Source organism: Vibrio sp. THAF190c (assembly GCF_009363355.1).
Lineage (GTDB): Bacteria > Pseudomonadota > Gammaproteobacteria > Enterobacterales > Vibrionaceae > Vibrio > Vibrio fortis_A.
On record NZ_CP045338.1, the window covers coordinates 216,992 to 235,381 of the forward strand.

At 37.0% G+C, this 18,390-nt stretch carries 15 protein-coding genes; all 15 read left to right on the forward strand.

Going from position 1 to position 18,390, the window contains the following annotated elements; translation table 11 throughout:
• The first annotated feature begins 47 nt into the window (after positions 1 to 47).
• The 15 genes from FIV04_RS00980 to FIV04_RS01050 all read left to right on the forward strand — a co-directional run bounded on the left by FIV04_RS00980 (position 48) and on the right by FIV04_RS01050 (position 18,193).
• Positions 48 to 1,418, forward strand: a complete 1,371-nt coding sequence (locus FIV04_RS00980; protein ID WP_152468026.1) for an O-antigen ligase — start codon at positions 48 to 50, stop codon at positions 1,416 to 1,418.
• Positions 1,411 to 2,544 carry a hypothetical protein gene (locus FIV04_RS00985; RefSeq protein WP_152468027.1) on the forward strand — a complete coding sequence of 378 codons (1,134 nt, stop codon included), beginning with the start codon at positions 1,411 to 1,413 and terminating at the stop codon, positions 2,542 to 2,544. The genes FIV04_RS00980 and FIV04_RS00985 overlap by 8 nt, the downstream gene beginning before the upstream one ends.
• Positions 2,541 to 3,806, forward strand: a complete 1,266-nt coding sequence (locus FIV04_RS00990) for a hypothetical protein (RefSeq protein ID WP_152468028.1) — start codon at positions 2,541 to 2,543, stop codon at positions 3,804 to 3,806. Before FIV04_RS00985 ends, FIV04_RS00990 begins: the two co-directional genes overlap by 4 nt.
• A 13-nt stretch (positions 3,807 to 3,819) precedes the next feature.
• On the forward strand, positions 3,820 to 4,308 hold the full coding sequence (locus FIV04_RS26875; protein WP_253895360.1) for a DapH/DapD/GlmU-related protein: 489 nt from the start codon (positions 3,820 to 3,822) through the stop codon (positions 4,306 to 4,308).
• Positions 4,301 to 5,224 (forward strand): glycosyltransferase, encoded by a 924-nt coding sequence (locus FIV04_RS01000; RefSeq protein WP_152468030.1) that lies wholly within the window; start codon positions 4,301 to 4,303, stop codon positions 5,222 to 5,224. The genes FIV04_RS26875 and FIV04_RS01000 overlap by 8 nt, the downstream gene beginning before the upstream one ends.
• Positions 5,225 to 5,227: 3 nt before the next feature.
• On the forward strand, positions 5,228 to 6,496 hold the full coding sequence (locus tag FIV04_RS01005) for a phenylacetate--CoA ligase family protein (protein WP_152468031.1): 1,269 nt from the start codon (positions 5,228 to 5,230) through the stop codon (positions 6,494 to 6,496).
• A gap of 201 nt (positions 6,497 to 6,697) precedes the next feature.
• Positions 6,698 to 7,282, forward strand: coding sequence for a serine acetyltransferase (locus FIV04_RS01010; protein WP_152468032.1), 585 nt, complete (start codon positions 6,698 to 6,700; stop codon positions 7,280 to 7,282).
• Positions 7,283 to 7,713: 431 nt separating this feature from the next.
• Complete coding sequence (locus FIV04_RS01015) at positions 7,714 to 8,661, forward strand: AAC(3) family N-acetyltransferase (RefSeq protein WP_152468033.1); 948 nt, start codon at positions 7,714 to 7,716, stop codon at positions 8,659 to 8,661.
• The gene (locus FIV04_RS01020; RefSeq protein ID WP_152468034.1) at positions 8,658 to 9,743 is read left to right on the forward strand and encodes a hypothetical protein; all 1,086 of its coding nucleotides are present in this window, start codon (positions 8,658 to 8,660) and stop codon (positions 9,741 to 9,743) included. The genes FIV04_RS01015 and FIV04_RS01020 overlap by 4 nt, the downstream gene beginning before the upstream one ends.
• Positions 9,744 to 9,767: 24 nt before the next feature.
• The gene (locus FIV04_RS01025) at positions 9,768 to 11,906 is read left to right on the forward strand and encodes a bi-domain-containing oxidoreductase (RefSeq protein WP_152468035.1); all 2,139 of its coding nucleotides are present in this window, start codon (positions 9,768 to 9,770) and stop codon (positions 11,904 to 11,906) included.
• Entirely contained in the window at positions 11,903 to 13,546 is a 1,644-nt protein-coding gene (locus FIV04_RS01030) for a heparinase II/III family protein (protein WP_253895362.1), read from the forward strand. Before FIV04_RS01025 ends, FIV04_RS01030 begins: the two co-directional genes overlap by 4 nt.
• On the forward strand, positions 13,543 to 14,703 hold the full coding sequence (locus tag FIV04_RS01035; protein WP_152468036.1) for a glycosyltransferase family 4 protein: 1,161 nt from the start codon (positions 13,543 to 13,545) through the stop codon (positions 14,701 to 14,703). Before FIV04_RS01030 ends, FIV04_RS01035 begins: the two co-directional genes overlap by 4 nt.
• Positions 14,704 to 14,708: 5 nt before the next feature.
• The gene (locus FIV04_RS01040; protein ID WP_152468037.1) at positions 14,709 to 15,662 is read left to right on the forward strand and encodes an SDR family oxidoreductase; all 954 of its coding nucleotides are present in this window, start codon (positions 14,709 to 14,711) and stop codon (positions 15,660 to 15,662) included.
• A complete protein-coding gene (locus FIV04_RS01045) occupies positions 15,662 to 16,210 on the forward strand; it encodes a sugar transferase (RefSeq protein ID WP_152468038.1) in 549 nt (182 codons plus the stop codon). The genes FIV04_RS01040 and FIV04_RS01045 overlap by 1 nt, the downstream gene beginning before the upstream one ends.
• 48 nt (positions 16,211 to 16,258) lie before the next feature.
• Positions 16,259 to 18,193: a nucleoside-diphosphate sugar epimerase/dehydratase gene (locus FIV04_RS01050; RefSeq protein ID WP_152468039.1), complete on the forward strand. Its 1,935-nt coding sequence runs from the start codon at positions 16,259 to 16,261 to the stop codon at positions 18,191 to 18,193.
• The last annotated feature ends 197 nt before the right edge of the window (positions 18,194 to 18,390 follow it).

Genomic DNA, 18,390 nt, shown 5'->3' on the forward strand with positions numbered 1-18,390 from the left:
CATTTATAAGGTTCCATAAGCTCTAATTAAGGTTCTACATCAAATATATGAATTACTTATTAAAAGGTAATGCTTTAATACTATTCTTCTCAATAGTGTTCTCGTTTGTTGCTTCAGTTATCTTACATTTTTCTGATTTTAAAATGAATGGTCCATTAAGTTTTTATCGAATTTTTATTGTTATCACATTCAATGTTATAGCTATGTGGACCTTATTGTCTTATAACTCAATGGAAAAGAGACTAGGCGTTGCTTTATTCATATCCATCACACTTCCATTGTATCAGACATTATTTATATTTGACACGGAAGGTACACTTTTATATAGGGTTTTTCCTGCAATAATAATATCTATCGGTTTAATCCTTTGTAGTAAGTCGATATCAAAAGAAGAAGTAATAATAGCGTTGGTAACAATGCTGTTATTATTAATAGGTAACAATATCAGTGGTATATCCAAGTTTGACTCGATTGGTTATTTATTTGTAAGTTGTGTACTTCCACTTACTCTGTATTTGGCAATGAAGCAAGCTAATGTGCTAAAGTTGGATTCCGTCTTTAATTTTTCTATAATGATTTTGCTCTTAGGTACGGCGATTACTATACCCATCGAAATGTCTTTGAGAAATTCAACAGCTAGTCTTGGTCTACAATCCGGTAACTTATACATGATTGTGGGAGTAGCATTTTTGAGTTTGCCTATAGTATTTAATAATTACCGAAATTCACAATCTCAGACCTTGTTTGCTTTCATTGTTTTTTTGTTAATAATCGCTTTTTCATATTCACGCGGAGCATTGACTCTATCAGTGTTTATATTTACATCTCTGATTTACAGTTTTGTCAGCCAAGGGAAAGCGAAAGTGGTTTTAGCGTTAGTGTTGGCGGTATCTATTTTTCTATTGGTTTTTTGGGAAGAATTATTAGAAATCATATGGTTTTGGGGGTTAAAGTTTAACATAGCGTCAAACTTATCTAATACTTTAGAGTACTCTTTTGAAAATAGTTTCCAGTTGTCTGGCCGAGAAAGTATTTGGTCATTAACGATGAGTTATCTATCCGATAATACAAGCTCAATATTTTTCGGAGTTGGTGTGGGTAATTTTTATGAAATGATATCATCAATTAGCAACCTTGGTTATAAATCGGCTCATAATATGTTTCTAACAACATTGTTAGAGAGAGGGGTTTTTGTAACTTTGATATTATATAGCTTGATGTTTTATTCGTTTTATAGAGTTTTCGTACACCATAGGACGATTGGCAATTTAACAGGCGTGACGCTGCTTAGTTTCTTTTCATTTATTTTATTCTCACATATCACTGGTGTGGAATTTTTTCAGGTAACTAACTCTTTGGCTCATTCAACGATAACTATATTGATTGTTTATAGCCTTCAAAGGTATAAAAATGTTTAAGAGTTCCATGTTATTGGTCGGTATAAAGTATTCGAGTGCAGGTATACAATTCTTTATTAAAACATTGCTATCTAGAATATTGGGCGGGGAAGCATTCGGTATATTTATAGCTTCAGTGAATTTTGTGGTTTTTTTGTCAAAATTAGCATCTTTCGGTAGTTTGATTAGCATTCAAAGAGAGGCCGCGAAATGCAAAGATGAAAACTTTTCATGTTTGTTTTATATACCAGTGTTGCATGCTGTACTTATTTCTCTTTTTTCCTATTGCTTTTTAAATCTGAGTTATATTGTCTTCTTACTTCCATTTCTCACTTATGTGGCAACTTATTCTTTATATTTAACAGGTAAAGAGAGATTTAAAGAATTATTTTATATCACCAATTTACCCATAATTGCTTCATTTTTTTTCTTGTTGGTTGCTGACTATATATTGCTGAAAGATGATCTGGTTTTATATGTATATCTTTCTATTTTATATATTCTTCCATTTTTCTTCTCTATCTTCAGATTCAGAGTGTCAATATCAATATCAAAAAATGCCATTTTTGATTTCTATAATAAGCATATAAAAATATTCCTGGTAACATCACTTGCATTTTTTAACTATAGGTCTATCGTTATTCTTGCGCCATTTTTTTTGACTGGAGGAATGGTTTCCACGATAGTTATCTATCATAGCTTTTTGGAGGTTATTGTTGTCACCATTGGGGCATTTGCCAGTGTACTTTTGAACAGGTTAAGTTTGGGCGATAAAAGAAACTTAACAACTGATATCCTTGTTACTTGTTCTATACTGTGTGCCATCGCCATTTTTTTTCTTTTTTTTGGAAGTGCACTAGCCAAGTTTCTTTTTGAGGACAGTTTTAACATGGATTATGCCATAAATATTTATATGTTTGTGGCTATTCCCATTTGTATAAATAAGTTGTTAGAGTCATTCTATTTCTCAATTAGCCGGACACTTCCCTTAATGTTATCAAGATTTGGCTATGTGTCTATTTTTATGGTTTTATTTAACTTTACTGAAGTATCTAATCCATTTGATGCATATATTATCTACATTTCAAGCTATGTTTTAAGTTCAATGATTTTACTTTACTTTTATTACTGTGAAACTGATAAATGAAGAAAAAGATACTAATGACTTGCACCAGTAGTTGGTGTATTAAAAATTTATTTTATACAGGGATTGTCAAAGAACTTTCCTACAAAAGCGAACTTACTGTATTGGCAGGTGAGGAGCAATTAGAAATCGTCAAAGAACAGCTTAAATCGGTGAATGTTAGCGTTATAAAGTTGCCTAAAACAAAAGAAAGCAAGATTGATTCTTTGTTCAGAAATATATATCGCGTTACAATGCAAAAGTCTTACGGCCTTGATTCTGAGGCAAAAAAAGCTATATCTAGGCTTCCGTTTTTTATCTATTGGCTTGTAAACACTATTGTTAATAATCGTTTATTCTGTGATTTTTTTTACAAGTTATCGCGGAGTCATCTGAATAGAAGTAAGTCACCTATAAGGTATGGTAAATTTGATTGCTTTCTCTCTACGTCTCCTTTTTCTATAAACGAATACTATTTGTCTAGAGATATAGATATAGATAAAAAAATTGCATTTATTCCTAGCTGGGATAACCTGTGTACTAAGGGTATTTTTTATGGGAGATACGATAGAGTATTGGTTTGGGGCAAAGCCGTAGCAAAAATGTTGTCAGAGTTATATCCTCTAGATTATAAAGAATATAACACTCGACATGTAGGGATACCGCAGTTTGATATATATACTCAGTCGAGTGAATCTAAGTTAGTCGATAACAAAGTTCGATTGCTTTATGCGACCTCTGGACCGCATTTATATCCTGGTGAAGAGATTTTAGTAAAAAAATTATTGGATTATGCTGATTTAAATCCGCTAATTGAAGTCGTTGTAAAGTTACACCCTAATGATTCACTCAGTCGATTTGATTGTTGCATCAAGGATTATGAAGCCAAATTTTGGGTGACTAATACGCAGTCTGGTAATATTTTGGACTGGAAACCTTCTAAACTCGTAAATGATGATTTAGCCCGCTTGTTGGCAAATAGTGACATCTGTATTTCGATGGCTTCAACAATGATGCTTGACGCCATCGCAGCGGGTGTAAAACCAATATCTATCAATATTGAATCAAGCGAATCTAACCTATCTAGCTTCTATGAGTACTATCATTTGAAGCAGTTTTTTTCAATATCTAAAACACCAATCGTTGACTCATTCGAATCATTAGTTAAGTTGCTCAACTCTGATTTCTCTATCGATACTCATAATACTAGGGAGCATTATTTTCCAAATATTGGAAAATCTTCACTAGCGGTTGTTGATGCTATTGTTTGTTCTAATCCAATCTAGGGTGATCGTAACTATGATTAAGTTTCTAAGGCATATTAAAAATTGGTACTACAAACTCAATTCTTCAAATTGTCGTACCATGGATTGTGGAAAAAGATGCGTGTTTTCGCCCGGAACGAAGATTTTAACACCCAGTCAAGTCGAAATTGGAAACGATGTTTTTTTGGGTAGGAATGTAATGATATCTTCGTCAAGAAGTGGGCTATCACCAATAAAATTGGGTAATAACGTTATGGTTGCGCAAAATGTCCAAATCATTGGTGGCAACCACGCTTTTAATAGAACTGACTTACCTATGATGTTTCAAGGAGAAGGCAAGCAAGGACCTATAGTTATTGAAAATGATGTTTGGTTAGGAGCCAGTTGCATTATTTTAACTGGTGTAACGATTGGTGAAGGGGCCATTATTGCCGCGGGATCAGTTGTTACCAAGAGTGTTGAGCCTTATTCAATAGTTGGCGGAAATCCGGCTAAACTGATAAAGAAACGAGAGAATGAGTAAAATAGATATTTGTATTATTGGCCCTTTACCTCCCCCTCATGGAGGTGTGAGTGTTAGTGTAGAAAGTTATTTTCTGGAGCTTAAGAAGTCGGGTGCTAATGTTGTTCACTTAAGACAACATGAGATTCATCGCCTGATTTTAATGAGGCCGAGATTTGTTCATTTAAACTTATCAAGGTCATATAAGAGGTTCTTGATGACTATTTTTGCGAAGTTAATTGGTGCTAAAGTCGTTCATACGATTCACGGTAATGAATTTAATACGCGAATATGGTTCAACTTATTAGCTGCGAAACTTTCACATCGCTTACTATGTTTAAATGAAGTTATTTTTCAGCGCTTACGGAAGCAATTCGGTGACAAAGTGTTTAAAGTTACACCTATTTTGGCCTGTGCCGATGATAAAAACCACCAAAGAATTTCTAAGAGGATAGAAAAAGATAGAAAAACCCTACTTCTATATGCTGCTGGAAAAGTGTATATAAAGGGAGAGGAGGTTTATGGCGTCGAGTTTGTTGTTAACATGTTGCCCAAGTTAATAGACAAAGGCTATGAACTAATACTATTAGATCCTAAAAATGAATATGAGGATATTGCTTCTAAGTCTGGTTTAAAATATGAAAATCACTTTAGACATATAACTAATTATATAGACTTTAATCAACTGCTTAATAATGTCGATATATACTTGAGGCCTACTTCTACAGATGGACAATCTGTTGCTGTATTAGAAGCATTAAGTGCCGGAACTAAGGTTATAGCAAGTGACAGTGTTCCTAGACCTCGAGGCGTAATCCTATATAAATTTGGTTCAGAAAGTAGTTTCCTCGAATCTTTGAAGACAAAAGTTGAATCGGAATCTTCTCCAGAACTTACAGATGTTAAAGGTTATTTAAGAATATTGCATGGGGGTTGAATTTTGTTAGAGCGTATATATAGAAAGTTGCCTTATATACTTAAGTTTCTTATTGTTAACTTTGTTGCCGTCAAAAATAATAAAGATAAATGGAACTCGAGAGTTAAAAAGTTATTAATTGAATACCAAAGCCTTGATAAAAAATCTAACTGTGAATTACCTGAACTATGGGGTAATGTTGACATGTCAGTTGCTAAGTATACTGTTAATAAATTACATCTCAATCAGAATTTTGAAGACGTAATTAACAAAAAAGAGGTTTACAAGACCTTTTATACAAGTGGGACAACAGGTCAAAGTTTAAAGTACCATATATCAAGAAATTTTATGGACCATTTATGGGCTGTTTATTGGAAATTTCGTGCTTGCCATGGCGTGCAGCATTCTGATTGGTTTGCTTATTTTATTGGAAAAGAAATTTTACCAATTTCAAAATCAAACCCACCTTACTGGATTAAATCTTTTGCTTCTAAGCAGCTTCTTTTAAGCCAGTCTCATTTATCAAAAGAAACGGTCCTCGATTATCTGCAAGCAATTAAACGTAGCAATATACGTTGTATGCACGGTTATCCTTCGACTATCGCATTTTTTTCAAGCTTGATAAAGGAGGGGGGGCTAATTGATGAAGCACGAGCATTAAATATTAAGTTCATCTCGGTTAGTTCTGAGACTTTATTTACTTATCAAAAAATGTTAATACAAGAAGTTTTTGGAGTAAAAGTTGTTCAGATATATGGCATGACAGAAGGCGTCGTAAATATATTTGAATGCGAGCAAGGCTCTTTGCACGTTGATGAGTTTTTTTCCAAAGTAGAATTTAAACCTGTTGGAGATAATAAATATAAAGTTATAGGCTCTAGTTATCATAATAAAGCTCTCCCATTAACAAAATATGATACTAACGATTTAGTCGAAATGAAAGGTGATGAAGTTTGTAAGTGTGGAAGAAACGGAAGAGTTGTTAGTCGAATTTTGGGCCGAGAGGAAGACTACGTATCTTTTCCTGATGGAAGGAAAGTGGGGCGACTTGATCATGTTTTTAAAAAGGTATCAGGTATTTATGAAGCTCAGATCTATCAAAAAGAAGATTATTCAATCGAATGTAGGATCGTAGTCGAACAGTCGTTTGATAAATATAATGAAAAATTACTTGAATCTGAGTTGAATGCAAAATTAGGTTCCCTTTGTTACGAAATCTTAATTGTTCAATCAATATCAAGGACAAAATCAGGAAAGCTAAAGTTCGTAGTATCCGATATCAAAGGGAGTTGAGTAATCTATGTTACTTATATAGTTAACCTTATGATTCTTGATAGGTGAGAAATATATACATATTATATTAAGCGATTGCAATATTATTTTGATTAATATAAGGCTTATCGTGCATTAATATAAAATGCTAGACACGATTAGTGTTTGTAAATGTTAATTCGAAAAGTACTTTGAAAGTAAATACAAAGTAAGGAGTGTTTTATGATAGCTCGGGTCGTTGTCGCACTATTTGGTTCAATATGGAAGGTTAAGAAACGATGTAATTCCAATAATAAGCTGGTTTCTAAGTTTTATAAGTTATTATATGGTTTTTATCAATACGAAAACAATAGTTCAATAGCATGGAACTCTGAATTTTCATCAGAACCCTGTTTCCCTCATGGCATTAAGAGCATCTTTGTTTCCGGTCAGGCTTCGATTGGACATAATTGTGTGATATTTCAGCAGGTTACCATTGGTAGTGTTACTTTGGCCGATGCTAAAAGTAAAGGTGCTCCTGTTATTGGTGATAATGTCTATGTTGGCAGCGGTGCCAAAATTATTGGTTCGGTAAGAGTTGGTAATAATGTTCGAATCGGTGCCAATGCCGTTGTCTATAAAGATGTGCCAGATAATAGCGTAGTAACGAATGGTGAACAGAGAATAATTAGTAGAAATACGGTTTTAAATAATCGATTTTATTCTTACCATGGTAAGTGGGTATACTTCGATAGAGGGAGTTATATCGAAGAACTTGATAAATCAATTATTGATTCGTTAAATCGTTCTCAAGATATTGGGGGTTAGTTATATTAAGCATTGAAGTAGCTTGATATTAAAATTGTTAATATATTTCCAATATGGAATGTGTGACGAAAGATAAATGTTATTTTAATTGATTATCATTCTGGTTTGTAAAGGTATTTTATAATTTTTCTATACTGTTACCTTTATATTGGTGACTATCAGGTGTGTTTTTCTGGAGGTTTGTAACACCATTGGTATCATGATTTAAAACTCAAACTAAGCTCTAAATTCCCCTCGTTTTTTAGCTTATTCAAGCGGTATTAACTATTTAACCTTTGAATATACTGCTTTTTAAATTTTACAATATTGAAACTATTTTTAATTATAATGAATCAGGTTGAGTGTGATTGTAAGCGACTACTACTTAACTACAGTGGCGAATAATATATATTATATTTTCATTTTAATTACATTAATCAAGGACTTTAGCGATGGCTAATGATAGCTTAGTTAGAAAAATATTTTCATTTTCACCTTATGTTGAGTTAATAGGACGATATTTATATTGGAAAAATGTAGATATCCTGGAGAGTAGAGCTAAAAAATCATCTAAACAAGCAGTTAGCGATAATCCGGTTGATTTTGATAAAATCATAAGCTGTTTGAAAGATAACGGTGTAGGCGAAGGAGACTTGCTCCTCGTACATTCTGCATATTCGCCCCTTAAAAATTCAGGGTTGTCTCCAAGGGAAGTCAACAACGAGCTATGCTCTCTTATTGGTGATTCTGGTACAATTGCAATGCCAGCTATGCCCAAGTTTAAAAATGAAGAGACAAAAATTGATTATCTATCTTCAATAGTGCCAGATGAGACTTATGAATATGATGTAAGAAGAACCCCTATAAAAACAGGTTTATTGCCTGCTTATTTGCACAGAAATAAAAAATCGGTTAGAAGCAGACATCCTATCAATACTATGGTTGCTATGGGGCCTTTAGCGCATTATTTGATGGAAGATAACTTATCTGGTGATAGCCCACTCCCTTGTGGATATAGCTCTTCTTGGTCTAAATGTGTTGAAAATGATGCGATTATTATCTCAATTGGTACTGACTTAACGCACAGTTTAACTGCAATACACGTGGTAGAAGACAGAATGGATACTGATTGGCCTATTAGAAACTGGTATAGAACAAAAAAATTTGTTGTAACAGACGGAGAGTTTACCAAAGAAGTAACGTTGAGAGAGAGAAGACCTAAGTGGGGAGCTCTTCATTTTGCAGAACGCACCTTATGTAAAGACTTGCTTAATGAAGGTTTACTATCTTCAACGAAGATTGATGGTGTTTTGGTTGAAGTGATTAGAGCGAAAGCGTTGATACAGTTTTTAGAGAGTCGCAATCGAACAGGATATCCTTATTATGGTGTGAAACTATGAACTCTCTTACAGAAAAAATGAAACCATTATTTTGGGATGACAATAAGCTAATTTATTCAAAGTATAATAAGGTTTACTCAAGAGAGCCTGGAAAAAATGACATCTTATTGTTCGAATTTCCAGTTTCAAAAATAAAAAAAATGTTAAATAGTAATGGACTCATTTATCGCTTACTTAGATCGGGAGTGGGAGCGTCTGCGAAGTTCAAGGATAATTATTACTTTGTATTTAACAAAGGAATATACAGGTACCAGATATCTAAAAAAACTTTAACAAAAGAATATGAATTTGTCTTAGGTCGCGGTCCATTGCAATTTACGGTTGTTGAAAATTTGGCCGGATTTTCAGATTCAATTATTTTTGGTGAGTATTTTGGTAACCATGAACGTAATATCGTAAATATCATGCGAAGAAATGAAAATGGTTGTTGGAGCGAAATCTATACATTTCCTCGTGGTGAGCTAAATCATATTCACGCTCTTGTCCCTGATTATGATAGAGGAAAAATTTGGGTTCTTTCTGGTGATTTTGGACATTCAGCATCTATTTATCAAGCAAGCTCAAACTTTAAAAAAGTTAAGCCAATATTAGTAGGATCTCAAAAATATAGGGCGTGCGTAGCTTTTCCTTATAAGAATGGCCTTTTATATGCTACGGATACTCAAATGGAAAGTAATAGTATACGATTTATGACATGTTCAGGTGGTCAATGGAGTTCTGAGAAAATACTCGATATCAACGGTTCTTGTATATATGGAACTGAACTGAAGGATTACTTCGTTTTTTCTACTTCAACAGAACCATCAGAGAAAAATAATAGTAGAATCTCTCGACTGTTGGACAATAAACCGGCGCCTGGAATATTAAAGAATAAGTCAGATATAATTTCCTTTAGGAAAAAAGACGCTAAGATTGAGATCGTAGCTTCTTTTGAAAAAGATATCTGGCCGTATCGGCTTTTTCAGTTTGGAGGTGTCATGTTTCCAAGTTATTCCGATAGAAACAATGTTTTATATTCATATCTAGTGGCAAGTAAAAATAACGATTTATCAACCGCTAAATATAATTTAGATAATTTATAATACTTATAGAGCCAGGTAGCATTAATGAAGCAAATATTACAAGACATGGCGAAAGGCAGTTCATCAATCGTTGAAGCGCCTGTTCCAAAAGCAACAAAGAACCATTTAGTTATTAATACGACTACAACGCTAATTTCCGCAGGTACAGAAAGGATGCTGGTGGATTTTGGTAAAGCTAATTTAATCGATAAGGCCCGTTCACAGCCAGATAAAGTAAAAATGGTACTCGAAAAGGTTCAGACAGATGGTTTGATGACTACTGTTGATGCAGTGAAGTCAAAACTGGCTCAGCCGTTACCATTAGGCTATTGCAACGTTGGTGTTGTTGAGCGAGCAGGTAATGGCGCTGATGCATTTAAGGCGGGTGATCGCGTTGTATCTAATGGCCCTCACGCTGATGTTGTGCGAGTCTCTAAAAACCTTGTTGCTAAAATTCCAGAGAATGTTTCAGATGAAGAAGCGGCATTTACTGTCGTAGCAAGTATCGGCTTACAAGGCATTCGTCTTGCTAATCCTACTATGGGTGAGTCATTTGTTGTAACGGGTGTAGGTTTAATAGGCTTACTGACAGTACAGATGCTTCGTGCACAAGGGTGCAGAGTACTCGCTATCGATTTTGACCAAGCTAAACTGGATATGGCGAAAGAGTTTGGCGCCGAAATTTGCAACCCAGGGTTGGGAGAAGACCCTGTAGCCGCTGGTATGGCATTTAGCCGAGGAAACGGTATTGATGGTGTCATTATTACTGCATCAACTAAGTCAAATGATCCAGTTACGCAAGCCGCTAGAATGAGCCGTAAGCGAGGCCGAATTATTTTGGTTGGTGTTACAGGTTTGGAGCTTAGTCGAGCAGACTTTTATGAAAAAGAGTTAACTTTCCAGGTATCTTGTTCTTATGGTCCAGGTCGCTATGATCCAAATTATGAAGACAAGGGCAACGACTACCCATTGCCGTTTGTTAGGTGGACTGAGCAGAGAAACTTTGAAGCCATTCTAGACATGATGTCTGGTGGCCAGCTTGACGTAAAATCACTTATCACACATAGAATTTTATTTGAAAATGCAACTGAGGCCTATGATTTATTGACCAGCGATAAGTCTGCACTGGGTATATTACTCCAGTATGGTTCTGCTACTGAGTCTCGTCATACGTCTAAAGTGGTATTGCACCCTCAGGTTGAATATAAAGCTGGAGAGCCGATTATCGGGTTTGTGGGCGCTGGCAACTATGCGTCTAGGGTACTGATCCCCGCGTTCAAAAATGCTGGAGCACAATTGCATAGCATCTCGACATCTGGCGGGATTAACGGTGTTATTCATGGTAATCAGGCAGGATTTAAAGAAGCGACAACCGACACTGATGCACTGATTGAAAGCGATGAAATTAACACAGTGGCGATTGTAACACGGCACAATAGCCATGCTTACTTTGTAAAGCAGTCTCTGCTTGCTGGTAAAAATGTATTTGTAGAAAAGCCTTTGGCAATTACATATGAAGAGCTTAATAGTGTTGAGGCTGCATATGAAGAGGCGTCACAATCTTCTAACCCACCGAAATTAATGGTTGGATTTAATCGTCGATTTGCGCCGCAAATTCAAAAAATTAAATCTCTGATTGATCCGATTAAAGGTCCGAAATCTTTCATTATGACAATGAATGCTGGCAGTATCCCAGCGGATCATTGGACTCAGGACATCAATGTCGGTGGTGGCAGAATTATAGGAGAGGCATGCCACTTTGTTGATCTTATGAGATACCTTGTGGGCAGTGAAATTGTATCTGTTCAAGCTCGTAGAATGGGTGATAGTGACGCTGTTGACATCACAGAAGACAAAGCTGCTATTATTCTCGGCTTTGCAGATGGTTCTTTTGGCACAATCCATTATTACGCAAATGGCGCCGCTAGCTTCCCTAAAGAGCGCATAGAAGTGTTTGCTGATGGCAAAGTACTGCAACTGGATAACTTTGTAAAATTAAAAGGTTTTGGTTTCAAAGGGTTTAAGAAAATGAACCTTTGGAAACAGGATAAAGGCCAAAACTTATGCTCTCAGTTGTTCTTGGATTCTATTCGCGAAGGCAAAAGCGCACCTATTGGTATTAAAGAGATTTTTGAAGTTGCAAAGGTATCAATAGATATAGCAGAGCAACTTAGACAACAATGATTAAGCAAGTAGAAAGGTTTCTTAAGATATTTCACACTGTGAAGTATCTTAAGTTTAAACAAGTATATTACAGAGCTTATTACAAGTTTCGAAAACCCAAGCCAGTAGAGTTCGGTCAGCCGCATAGTGCGTCATGGCAGTGGTCGGGCCCATTACTGAACAAGCAAAGCATCTTTAGTGAGACTGAAGTTCTGTTTTTAAATCAAAAGGGCAAGGTTACATGCTCTGCTGATTGGAATTGTGACAGTAAGCCTAAACTATGGCTATATAACCTGCACTATTTTGATGACTTGAGCGCTCGAAGTGGCCTCGATAGGTGTCAACTGCATCATCAGTTTGTTGAGAAATGGATTGAAGACAACCCTCCTTGTCATGGGAATGGGTGGGAACCATACCCGATTTCACTGCGATTAGTGAATTGGGTTAAGTGGTGCAGCATTCAAGCTGAAGTGCCATCAATGTATCTCAAGAGTATGCTCGAGCAAGCAAATGTACTGACTCAGCAATTGGAGTACCATATTCTTGGTAACCATCTGTTTGCGAATGCAAAAGCGTTAACTTTTGTCGGTGCCTATTTGCAAGGAGAAAACTCTGCGCAATTGCTCACACACGGTATCAAATTACTTAATGAAGAGTTGGCTGAGCAATTTTTGGAAGACGGCGCGCATTTTGAGCTTTCTCCAATGTATCACGAGATCTTATTATGGGATTTACTTGAACTGATTGACTTGGCTAATACGAGTCAGTGTAGTGAGTTAATAGAGTGCCTACCTGAGTGGACCAAAATTGCCGAAAAAGCTTTGTTTTGGCTGCGATCTATGGTGCATGACGACGGTGAAGTGAGCTTTTTTAATGATGCTGCGATGGGGATTGCAATGCCTCCACAGCAAATTTTTGCGTATGCACACTCCATAGGGCTGAAAAGCACTCAGGCTGAGCAGCAATTGATCACAAACAAAAATAGCGGCTATAGTCGCGTTTCGTTTGCAGACTATACAGTTATACTCGACCACGGAAATGTAGGGCCAGATTATTTGCCCGGTCATGCACATGCTGATACTTTGAGTTTTGAATTATCCATGGGCAAGCAGCGGGTTTTCGTCAACTCTGGCACTTCCTTATATGGTACCAGCGTGGAGCGCGTCAGGCAGCGACAAACAGCGGCTCATAATACGGTTTCGGTCGCCGGTATGGATTCATCACAGGTTTGGTCTGGGTTCAGAGTGGCAAAGCGTGCTTATGCACAACTAGATAAAGTCAACAATTTGGGGCAGCAAGTGCAGCTTGTAGCCAGTCATAATGGTTACATGCAGCAAAGCCCCAAAGTTACACATACTAGAGCTTTAGATTGTGCACCTGATAGTTTGGTTATCAATGATACGTTGTCAAAAGAGGTTCCTGCTTGTTTTCATCTGCATCTCCATCCTGAGGTGGATGTCATAAAACTTTCAGAGAGTGAACTTAAAATAATGCATGGTAACGAATTACTCTGTGTATTTATTAGCACTGAGCCCGTAGTGATTAAAGACAGCTCTTGGCACCCTGAATTTGGCAAAACAATCGCAAATAAGAAAATTGAAATAGCGTTTGCTAGTGGTCACTTAAGAACAGAAGTTAAACAGATTAAGAGGGACTCGTGAGAATACTGGTTTTATCATTTTACTTTAAACCAGACCTGTGTGCTGGATCATTTAGGACGACTGCTTTGGTGGAGCAATTAAAGCAGCAAGCAGGCGTTGAGGTTGATGTTGTCACAACAATGCCTAACCGGTATGCCAGTTTTAATGAAGGTGCGAAAACGGAAGAAGTTGAAGGCAACGCAAGAATACGACGTATAAGCCTGCCTTCACATGAAAGCGGCATGTTAGACCAGATTAAGTCTTTCAAAACTTTTTATCAGCAGGCAAAAAAGTTGGTAAAAAATGAAGATTATGATGTGGTTTTTGCAACGAGTTCAAGATTGTTTACAGCGTTTTTAGGTGCACGAGTGGCGAAGAGCAAGAAGGCTCCATTGTATCTAGATATACGCGATATATTTGTTGATACGATTAAAGATGTATTGTCCCCCAAGGTTGTTTTGGTTCTAAAACCCATACTCTCTGCGATTGAAAAATACACTTTTTCTTCGGCAAAACATATTAATCTGGTATCAAAAGGGTTTGCTGGGTATTTTAATGCGCGCTACTCAAAGGTTAACTATTCTTGGTTTACAAATGGAATAGATGGTGAGTTTTTGGACTTGCCGGAGGCCAGTAATGAAGCTGCATCTAATGAGAGTTCCAAACGCCTTGTTTACGCAGGTAATATTGGTGAGGGGCAAGGATTACATACGATCCTTCCAGAGTTTGCCAGCTCAGTAAATAAAAATATTCAGATTAGTGTAATTGGAGATGGTGGCCGAAAACAGCAATTGGTTGACAGTATCTCTGATTTGACAAACTTAGAATTGTTCCCCCCGGTCAACAGACAAGAATTAATCGGAGAGTACTTAAGTGCAGATGTTCTCTTTCTACACTTAAATGATTACCCAGCTTTTGAAAAAGTGCTTCCTTCCAAGATATTTGAGTATGCTGCAACGGGCAAGCCAATTTTAGCCGGTGTTTCTGGATATGCTGCTGAATTTATAAAATCAGAAGTTCCTAATGCTGAAGTTTTTTACCCTGGTGATCATAAAGGTGCAGTAGAAGCATTGAATAAGTTAGAATTGGCGCACACGGATAGAAGTGCTTTTATTGGAAAATATACCAGAGCAAACATAATGAAGGATATGAGTAATTCTATCGTGGAGTTAGGGTAGTTATCATGAGTAAGATTTTAATTACTGGCTATTCAGGATTTGTGGGTGGTCACTTATTAAATGCATTAGGCAATTTAGACAATGTTAATTTAGTTGGACGCTCTACATTTCCAAAATGTCATCGATACTTAAAAGCAAGTATCGATCCTCATTCAGATTATTCGTCGGTGTTACAGAGCGTTGATGCTGTTGTGCACATTGCTGCCCGCGTCCATGTTATGAGTGATTCGGCGGAAAACCCGTTGGAAGAATTTAGATTAGTAAATACTGCTGGCACACTTAACCTAGCGAAACAAGCTGCAGAGTCTGGCGTTAAACGTTTTATTTTTATTAGTAGTATCAAATCTAATGGTGAATCAACACAAATAGGCAGTCCATTTAGGCATAACAGTCCATGTGTTCCTGAGGATTTCTATGGTCAATCTAAATTTGAAGCTGAAGAGCAACTATTGGAATTGGCAGAGGATACGGGGTTGGAGGTAGTGATTATTCGTCCAACACTTGTCTATGGTGCTGGGGTAAAAGCTAATTTTGCATCATTAATGAGACTTGTTTCTAGAGGTTTACCATTACCTTTTGGTTGTATTACCAATAATGCACGAAGTTTAGTTTCAGTTAAAAATCTAGTTGATTTGATTGTTACTTGTATTGAGCACCCTAAGGCAGTCAATGACGTTTTTCTTGTTTCTGATGATCATGATGTGTCAACTTCAGAAATGGTACGGCAGATGAGTAAAGCTTCAGGTAAATCATCATTTCAATTACCAGTACCAGTATGGTGCTATAAGTTAGCAGGTAAGTTGCTCAAAAAAGAAGATGTAATCGATCGCTTAACTGGTTCTTTGCAGGTTGATATTACCTATACTAAAGAGACTCTAGGCTGGAAACCACCTCAAACTTTAGCCGATGGTTTTAAAGAAACCGCTGATTACATTATAGAATTACAAGGTAAAAAATAATGATCCGTTTAATTGATTTTTTAGCATCATTCTTTGGTTTGTTCTTTCTTTGGCCACTGTTACTTATTGTAACTGTTATTGGTATGTTTGATACTGGTTCTCCAATCTTTGTTCAAGAACGGGTAGGACGTAATAAAAAGCCATTTAAGCTTATTAAATTTCGCACCATGTCGGTAGAAACGCAGTCTGTAGCGAGTCATTTAGCTAGTAACGCCTCGATTACTAAGCTAGGGGCTTTTTTGCGTAAGACCAAGATTGACGAATTACCACAACTTATCAATGTCATCAAAGGTGAAATGAGCTTAGTTGGGCCGCGCCCTAACTTATTTAACCAAGAAGAATTGATTAAAGAGCGTGACGCACAGAGTGTATATGATGTCCTACCCGGTATCACCGGCTTAGCCCAAATACAAAATATCGATATGTCAACACCTGAGCTGCTGGCGAAAACCGATAAGCAGATGATTGATACACTCAATCTAAGAGATTACTTTAAGTACATCCTGATGACTGCAACCGGTAGCGGTTCTGGTGACGCGGTTAAATAACACCGCTGATTAGGTTTACCTAAAAAGAATATTTATAAGTATAATTTTATGCAACGTCTTAATTTTATTTGGCAATTATCTCGCTTATACAAGCGTGTTATCAGTGTCATTATCGACACATTGCTCATTTTGTTTGCTTTGCACATTGCTCTTTGGACAAGGTTAGGTGATGTAAAGCTACTCAGCGATGGTGACAATTTATTACTGATTGGCTTAACAGTAATATCTACAGTTTTGATTTTTACTCAAATTGGACTGTATCGAGCTATCCTTAGATATCTGACTTTTCAAGCTTTGTTCGTAGTCACAGCTGGCGCGATTTTATCTGCGATCTCCCTGGCTGTCTTCGCATACTATTTACAAGAGCCAATCCCTAGAACCGTGCCTATCATATATGGCGCCTATCTAGCACTTTTGTGTGGAGGTTCTCGCCTTGTTGTTCGTAATCTTGTAGCAACAACATCACCATCAAAGGACTCTCGAAAAGAAGTGCTCATCTATGGTGCAGGCTCTGGCGGTCGTCAGCTTGCAGTCGCACTTCGCGCTTCTGAAAACTATCGTATTCGAGCGTTCATTGATGAAGATAAAACTCTCACAAATACAATGATTCTTGGCTTACCTGTTGTTGATTTATCTAAAACAGAAACTTTGATTGAGAAGTATGACGTTTCTAAAATTTTGCTAGCGATCCCAAGTGCATCTCGCGCTCGCCGTAAACAAATTTTAGACTTGTTGGCTCCACTTCCCGTTGAAATTCAAACCGTACCAGATATGGCTGATATCGTATCTGGAAAAGCAAAAATTGATGAACTGACGGATGTTCCAATTGAAGACTTGTTGGGGCGTGATGCTGTAGCTCCTCAGCAGGTTCTAATGGAAGCTAACATCAAAGATAAAGTTGTTATGGTAACTGGTGCTGGCGGTTCGATTGGCTCAGAGCTATGTCGTCAGATCTTAAAACAACAGCCAAAAGCACTTGTTCTGTTTGAATTGTCTGAATTTGGTTTATATCAAATTGATCGTGAACTTTCTTTATTAAAAGAATCCAAAGATCTTGATGTAGAGATTGTCCCTCTTTTGGGCTCTGTTCAACGTTCTCATCGACTACTTACGGCAATGAAGTCTTTTAAAGTTGAGACAGTTTATCACGCAGCAGCATACAAGCACGTTCCTCTTGTGGAGTATAATGTTGTAGAGGGTGTACGAAACAATGTTTATGGCACTTACTACACCGCGAAAGCGGCTATTGAAGCTGGTGTCGAGTCTTTTGTGTTGATCTCAACAGACAAAGCGGTTCGCCCAACAAATGTGATGGGTACAACCAAGCGCATGGCAGAATTGGGCTTGCAAGCCTTAGCTGAGCAAGAGAACCAGAAAGAAAATGGTACTCGTTTCTGCATGGTTCGATTTGGTAATGTTCTTGGTTCATCTGGTTCAGTTATTCCACTGTTTAAAAAGCAGATTAAAGCAGGAGGGCCTTTAACAGTCACTCATCCAGATATCACTCGTTTCTTCATGACAATTCCTGAAGCTGCACAGCTTGTTATTCAAGCTGGTGCGATGGGCAAAGGCGGCGACGTATTTGTTCTTGATATGGGGGAGTCAGTTAAGATTACAGACCTCGCTGAGAACTTGATTAACCTTTCCGGCTTGTCTGTTAAGAATGAACAGAACCCTCATGGTGATATCGAAATTCAATTCTCTGGCCTTCGTCCAGGAGAGAAATTGTATGAAGAGTTGTTGATTGGGGATAATGTTCAACGTACAGCTCATGAGCGGATAATGACAGCTCATGAAGTATTTTTGCCAATCGATGAGTATGACAACCTACTTGAGTCCTTAGATTTTGCTTGCCATAACTTAGAACACGAGACGATTCGTCAACTGTTGTTAGATGCACCTACAGGATTCAAGCCTACTGATGGTATTGGTGATCTAGTTTGGAATGCTTCTAGCTCAACACAACAAGTGGTAGAGAATTAATGACAGACCAGTAACTCAGTTGCTGGTCTTTTTTATTGTCTTTTGGGTTGTAAATAAGCACGTGAGGCAAAAATACTTGGCCTTAAAAAGAAGCTTTTTTTCAGCTCTGATCCTCCTACCTGCTACCTTTCTTGATCTTCCACTACAGTTTTGACTGTAAACTGTAGTAAAATTACGCTAATTTGTTTTTATACCGA

Coding starts and splice junctions, on each gene's coding strand:
- FIV04_RS00980 (WP_152468026.1), top strand. CDS start 48: ATGAATTACTTATTAAAAGGTAATGCTTTAATACTATTCTTCTCAATA.
- FIV04_RS00985 (WP_152468027.1), top strand. CDS start 1,411: ATGTTTAAGAGTTCCATGTTATTGGTCGGTATAAAGTATTCGAGTGCA.
- FIV04_RS00990 (WP_152468028.1), top strand. CDS start 2,541: ATGAAGAAAAAGATACTAATGACTTGCACCAGTAGTTGGTGTATTAAA.
- FIV04_RS26875 (WP_253895360.1), top strand. CDS start 3,820: ATGATTAAGTTTCTAAGGCATATTAAAAATTGGTACTACAAACTCAAT.
- FIV04_RS01000 (WP_152468030.1), top strand. CDS start 4,301: ATGAGTAAAATAGATATTTGTATTATTGGCCCTTTACCTCCCCCTCAT.
- FIV04_RS01010 (WP_152468032.1), top strand. CDS start 6,698: ATGATAGCTCGGGTCGTTGTCGCACTATTTGGTTCAATATGGAAGGTT.
- FIV04_RS01015 (WP_152468033.1), top strand. CDS start 7,714: ATGGCTAATGATAGCTTAGTTAGAAAAATATTTTCATTTTCACCTTAT.
- FIV04_RS01020 (WP_152468034.1), top strand. CDS start 8,658: ATGAACTCTCTTACAGAAAAAATGAAACCATTATTTTGGGATGACAAT.
- FIV04_RS01025 (WP_152468035.1), top strand. CDS start 9,768: ATGAAGCAAATATTACAAGACATGGCGAAAGGCAGTTCATCAATCGTT.
- FIV04_RS01030 (WP_253895362.1), top strand. CDS start 11,903: ATGATTAAGCAAGTAGAAAGGTTTCTTAAGATATTTCACACTGTGAAG.
- FIV04_RS01040 (WP_152468037.1), top strand. CDS start 14,709: ATGAGTAAGATTTTAATTACTGGCTATTCAGGATTTGTGGGTGGTCAC.
- FIV04_RS01045 (WP_152468038.1), top strand. CDS start 15,662: ATGATCCGTTTAATTGATTTTTTAGCATCATTCTTTGGTTTGTTCTTT.
- FIV04_RS01050 (WP_152468039.1), top strand. CDS start 16,259: ATGCAACGTCTTAATTTTATTTGGCAATTATCTCGCTTATACAAGCGT.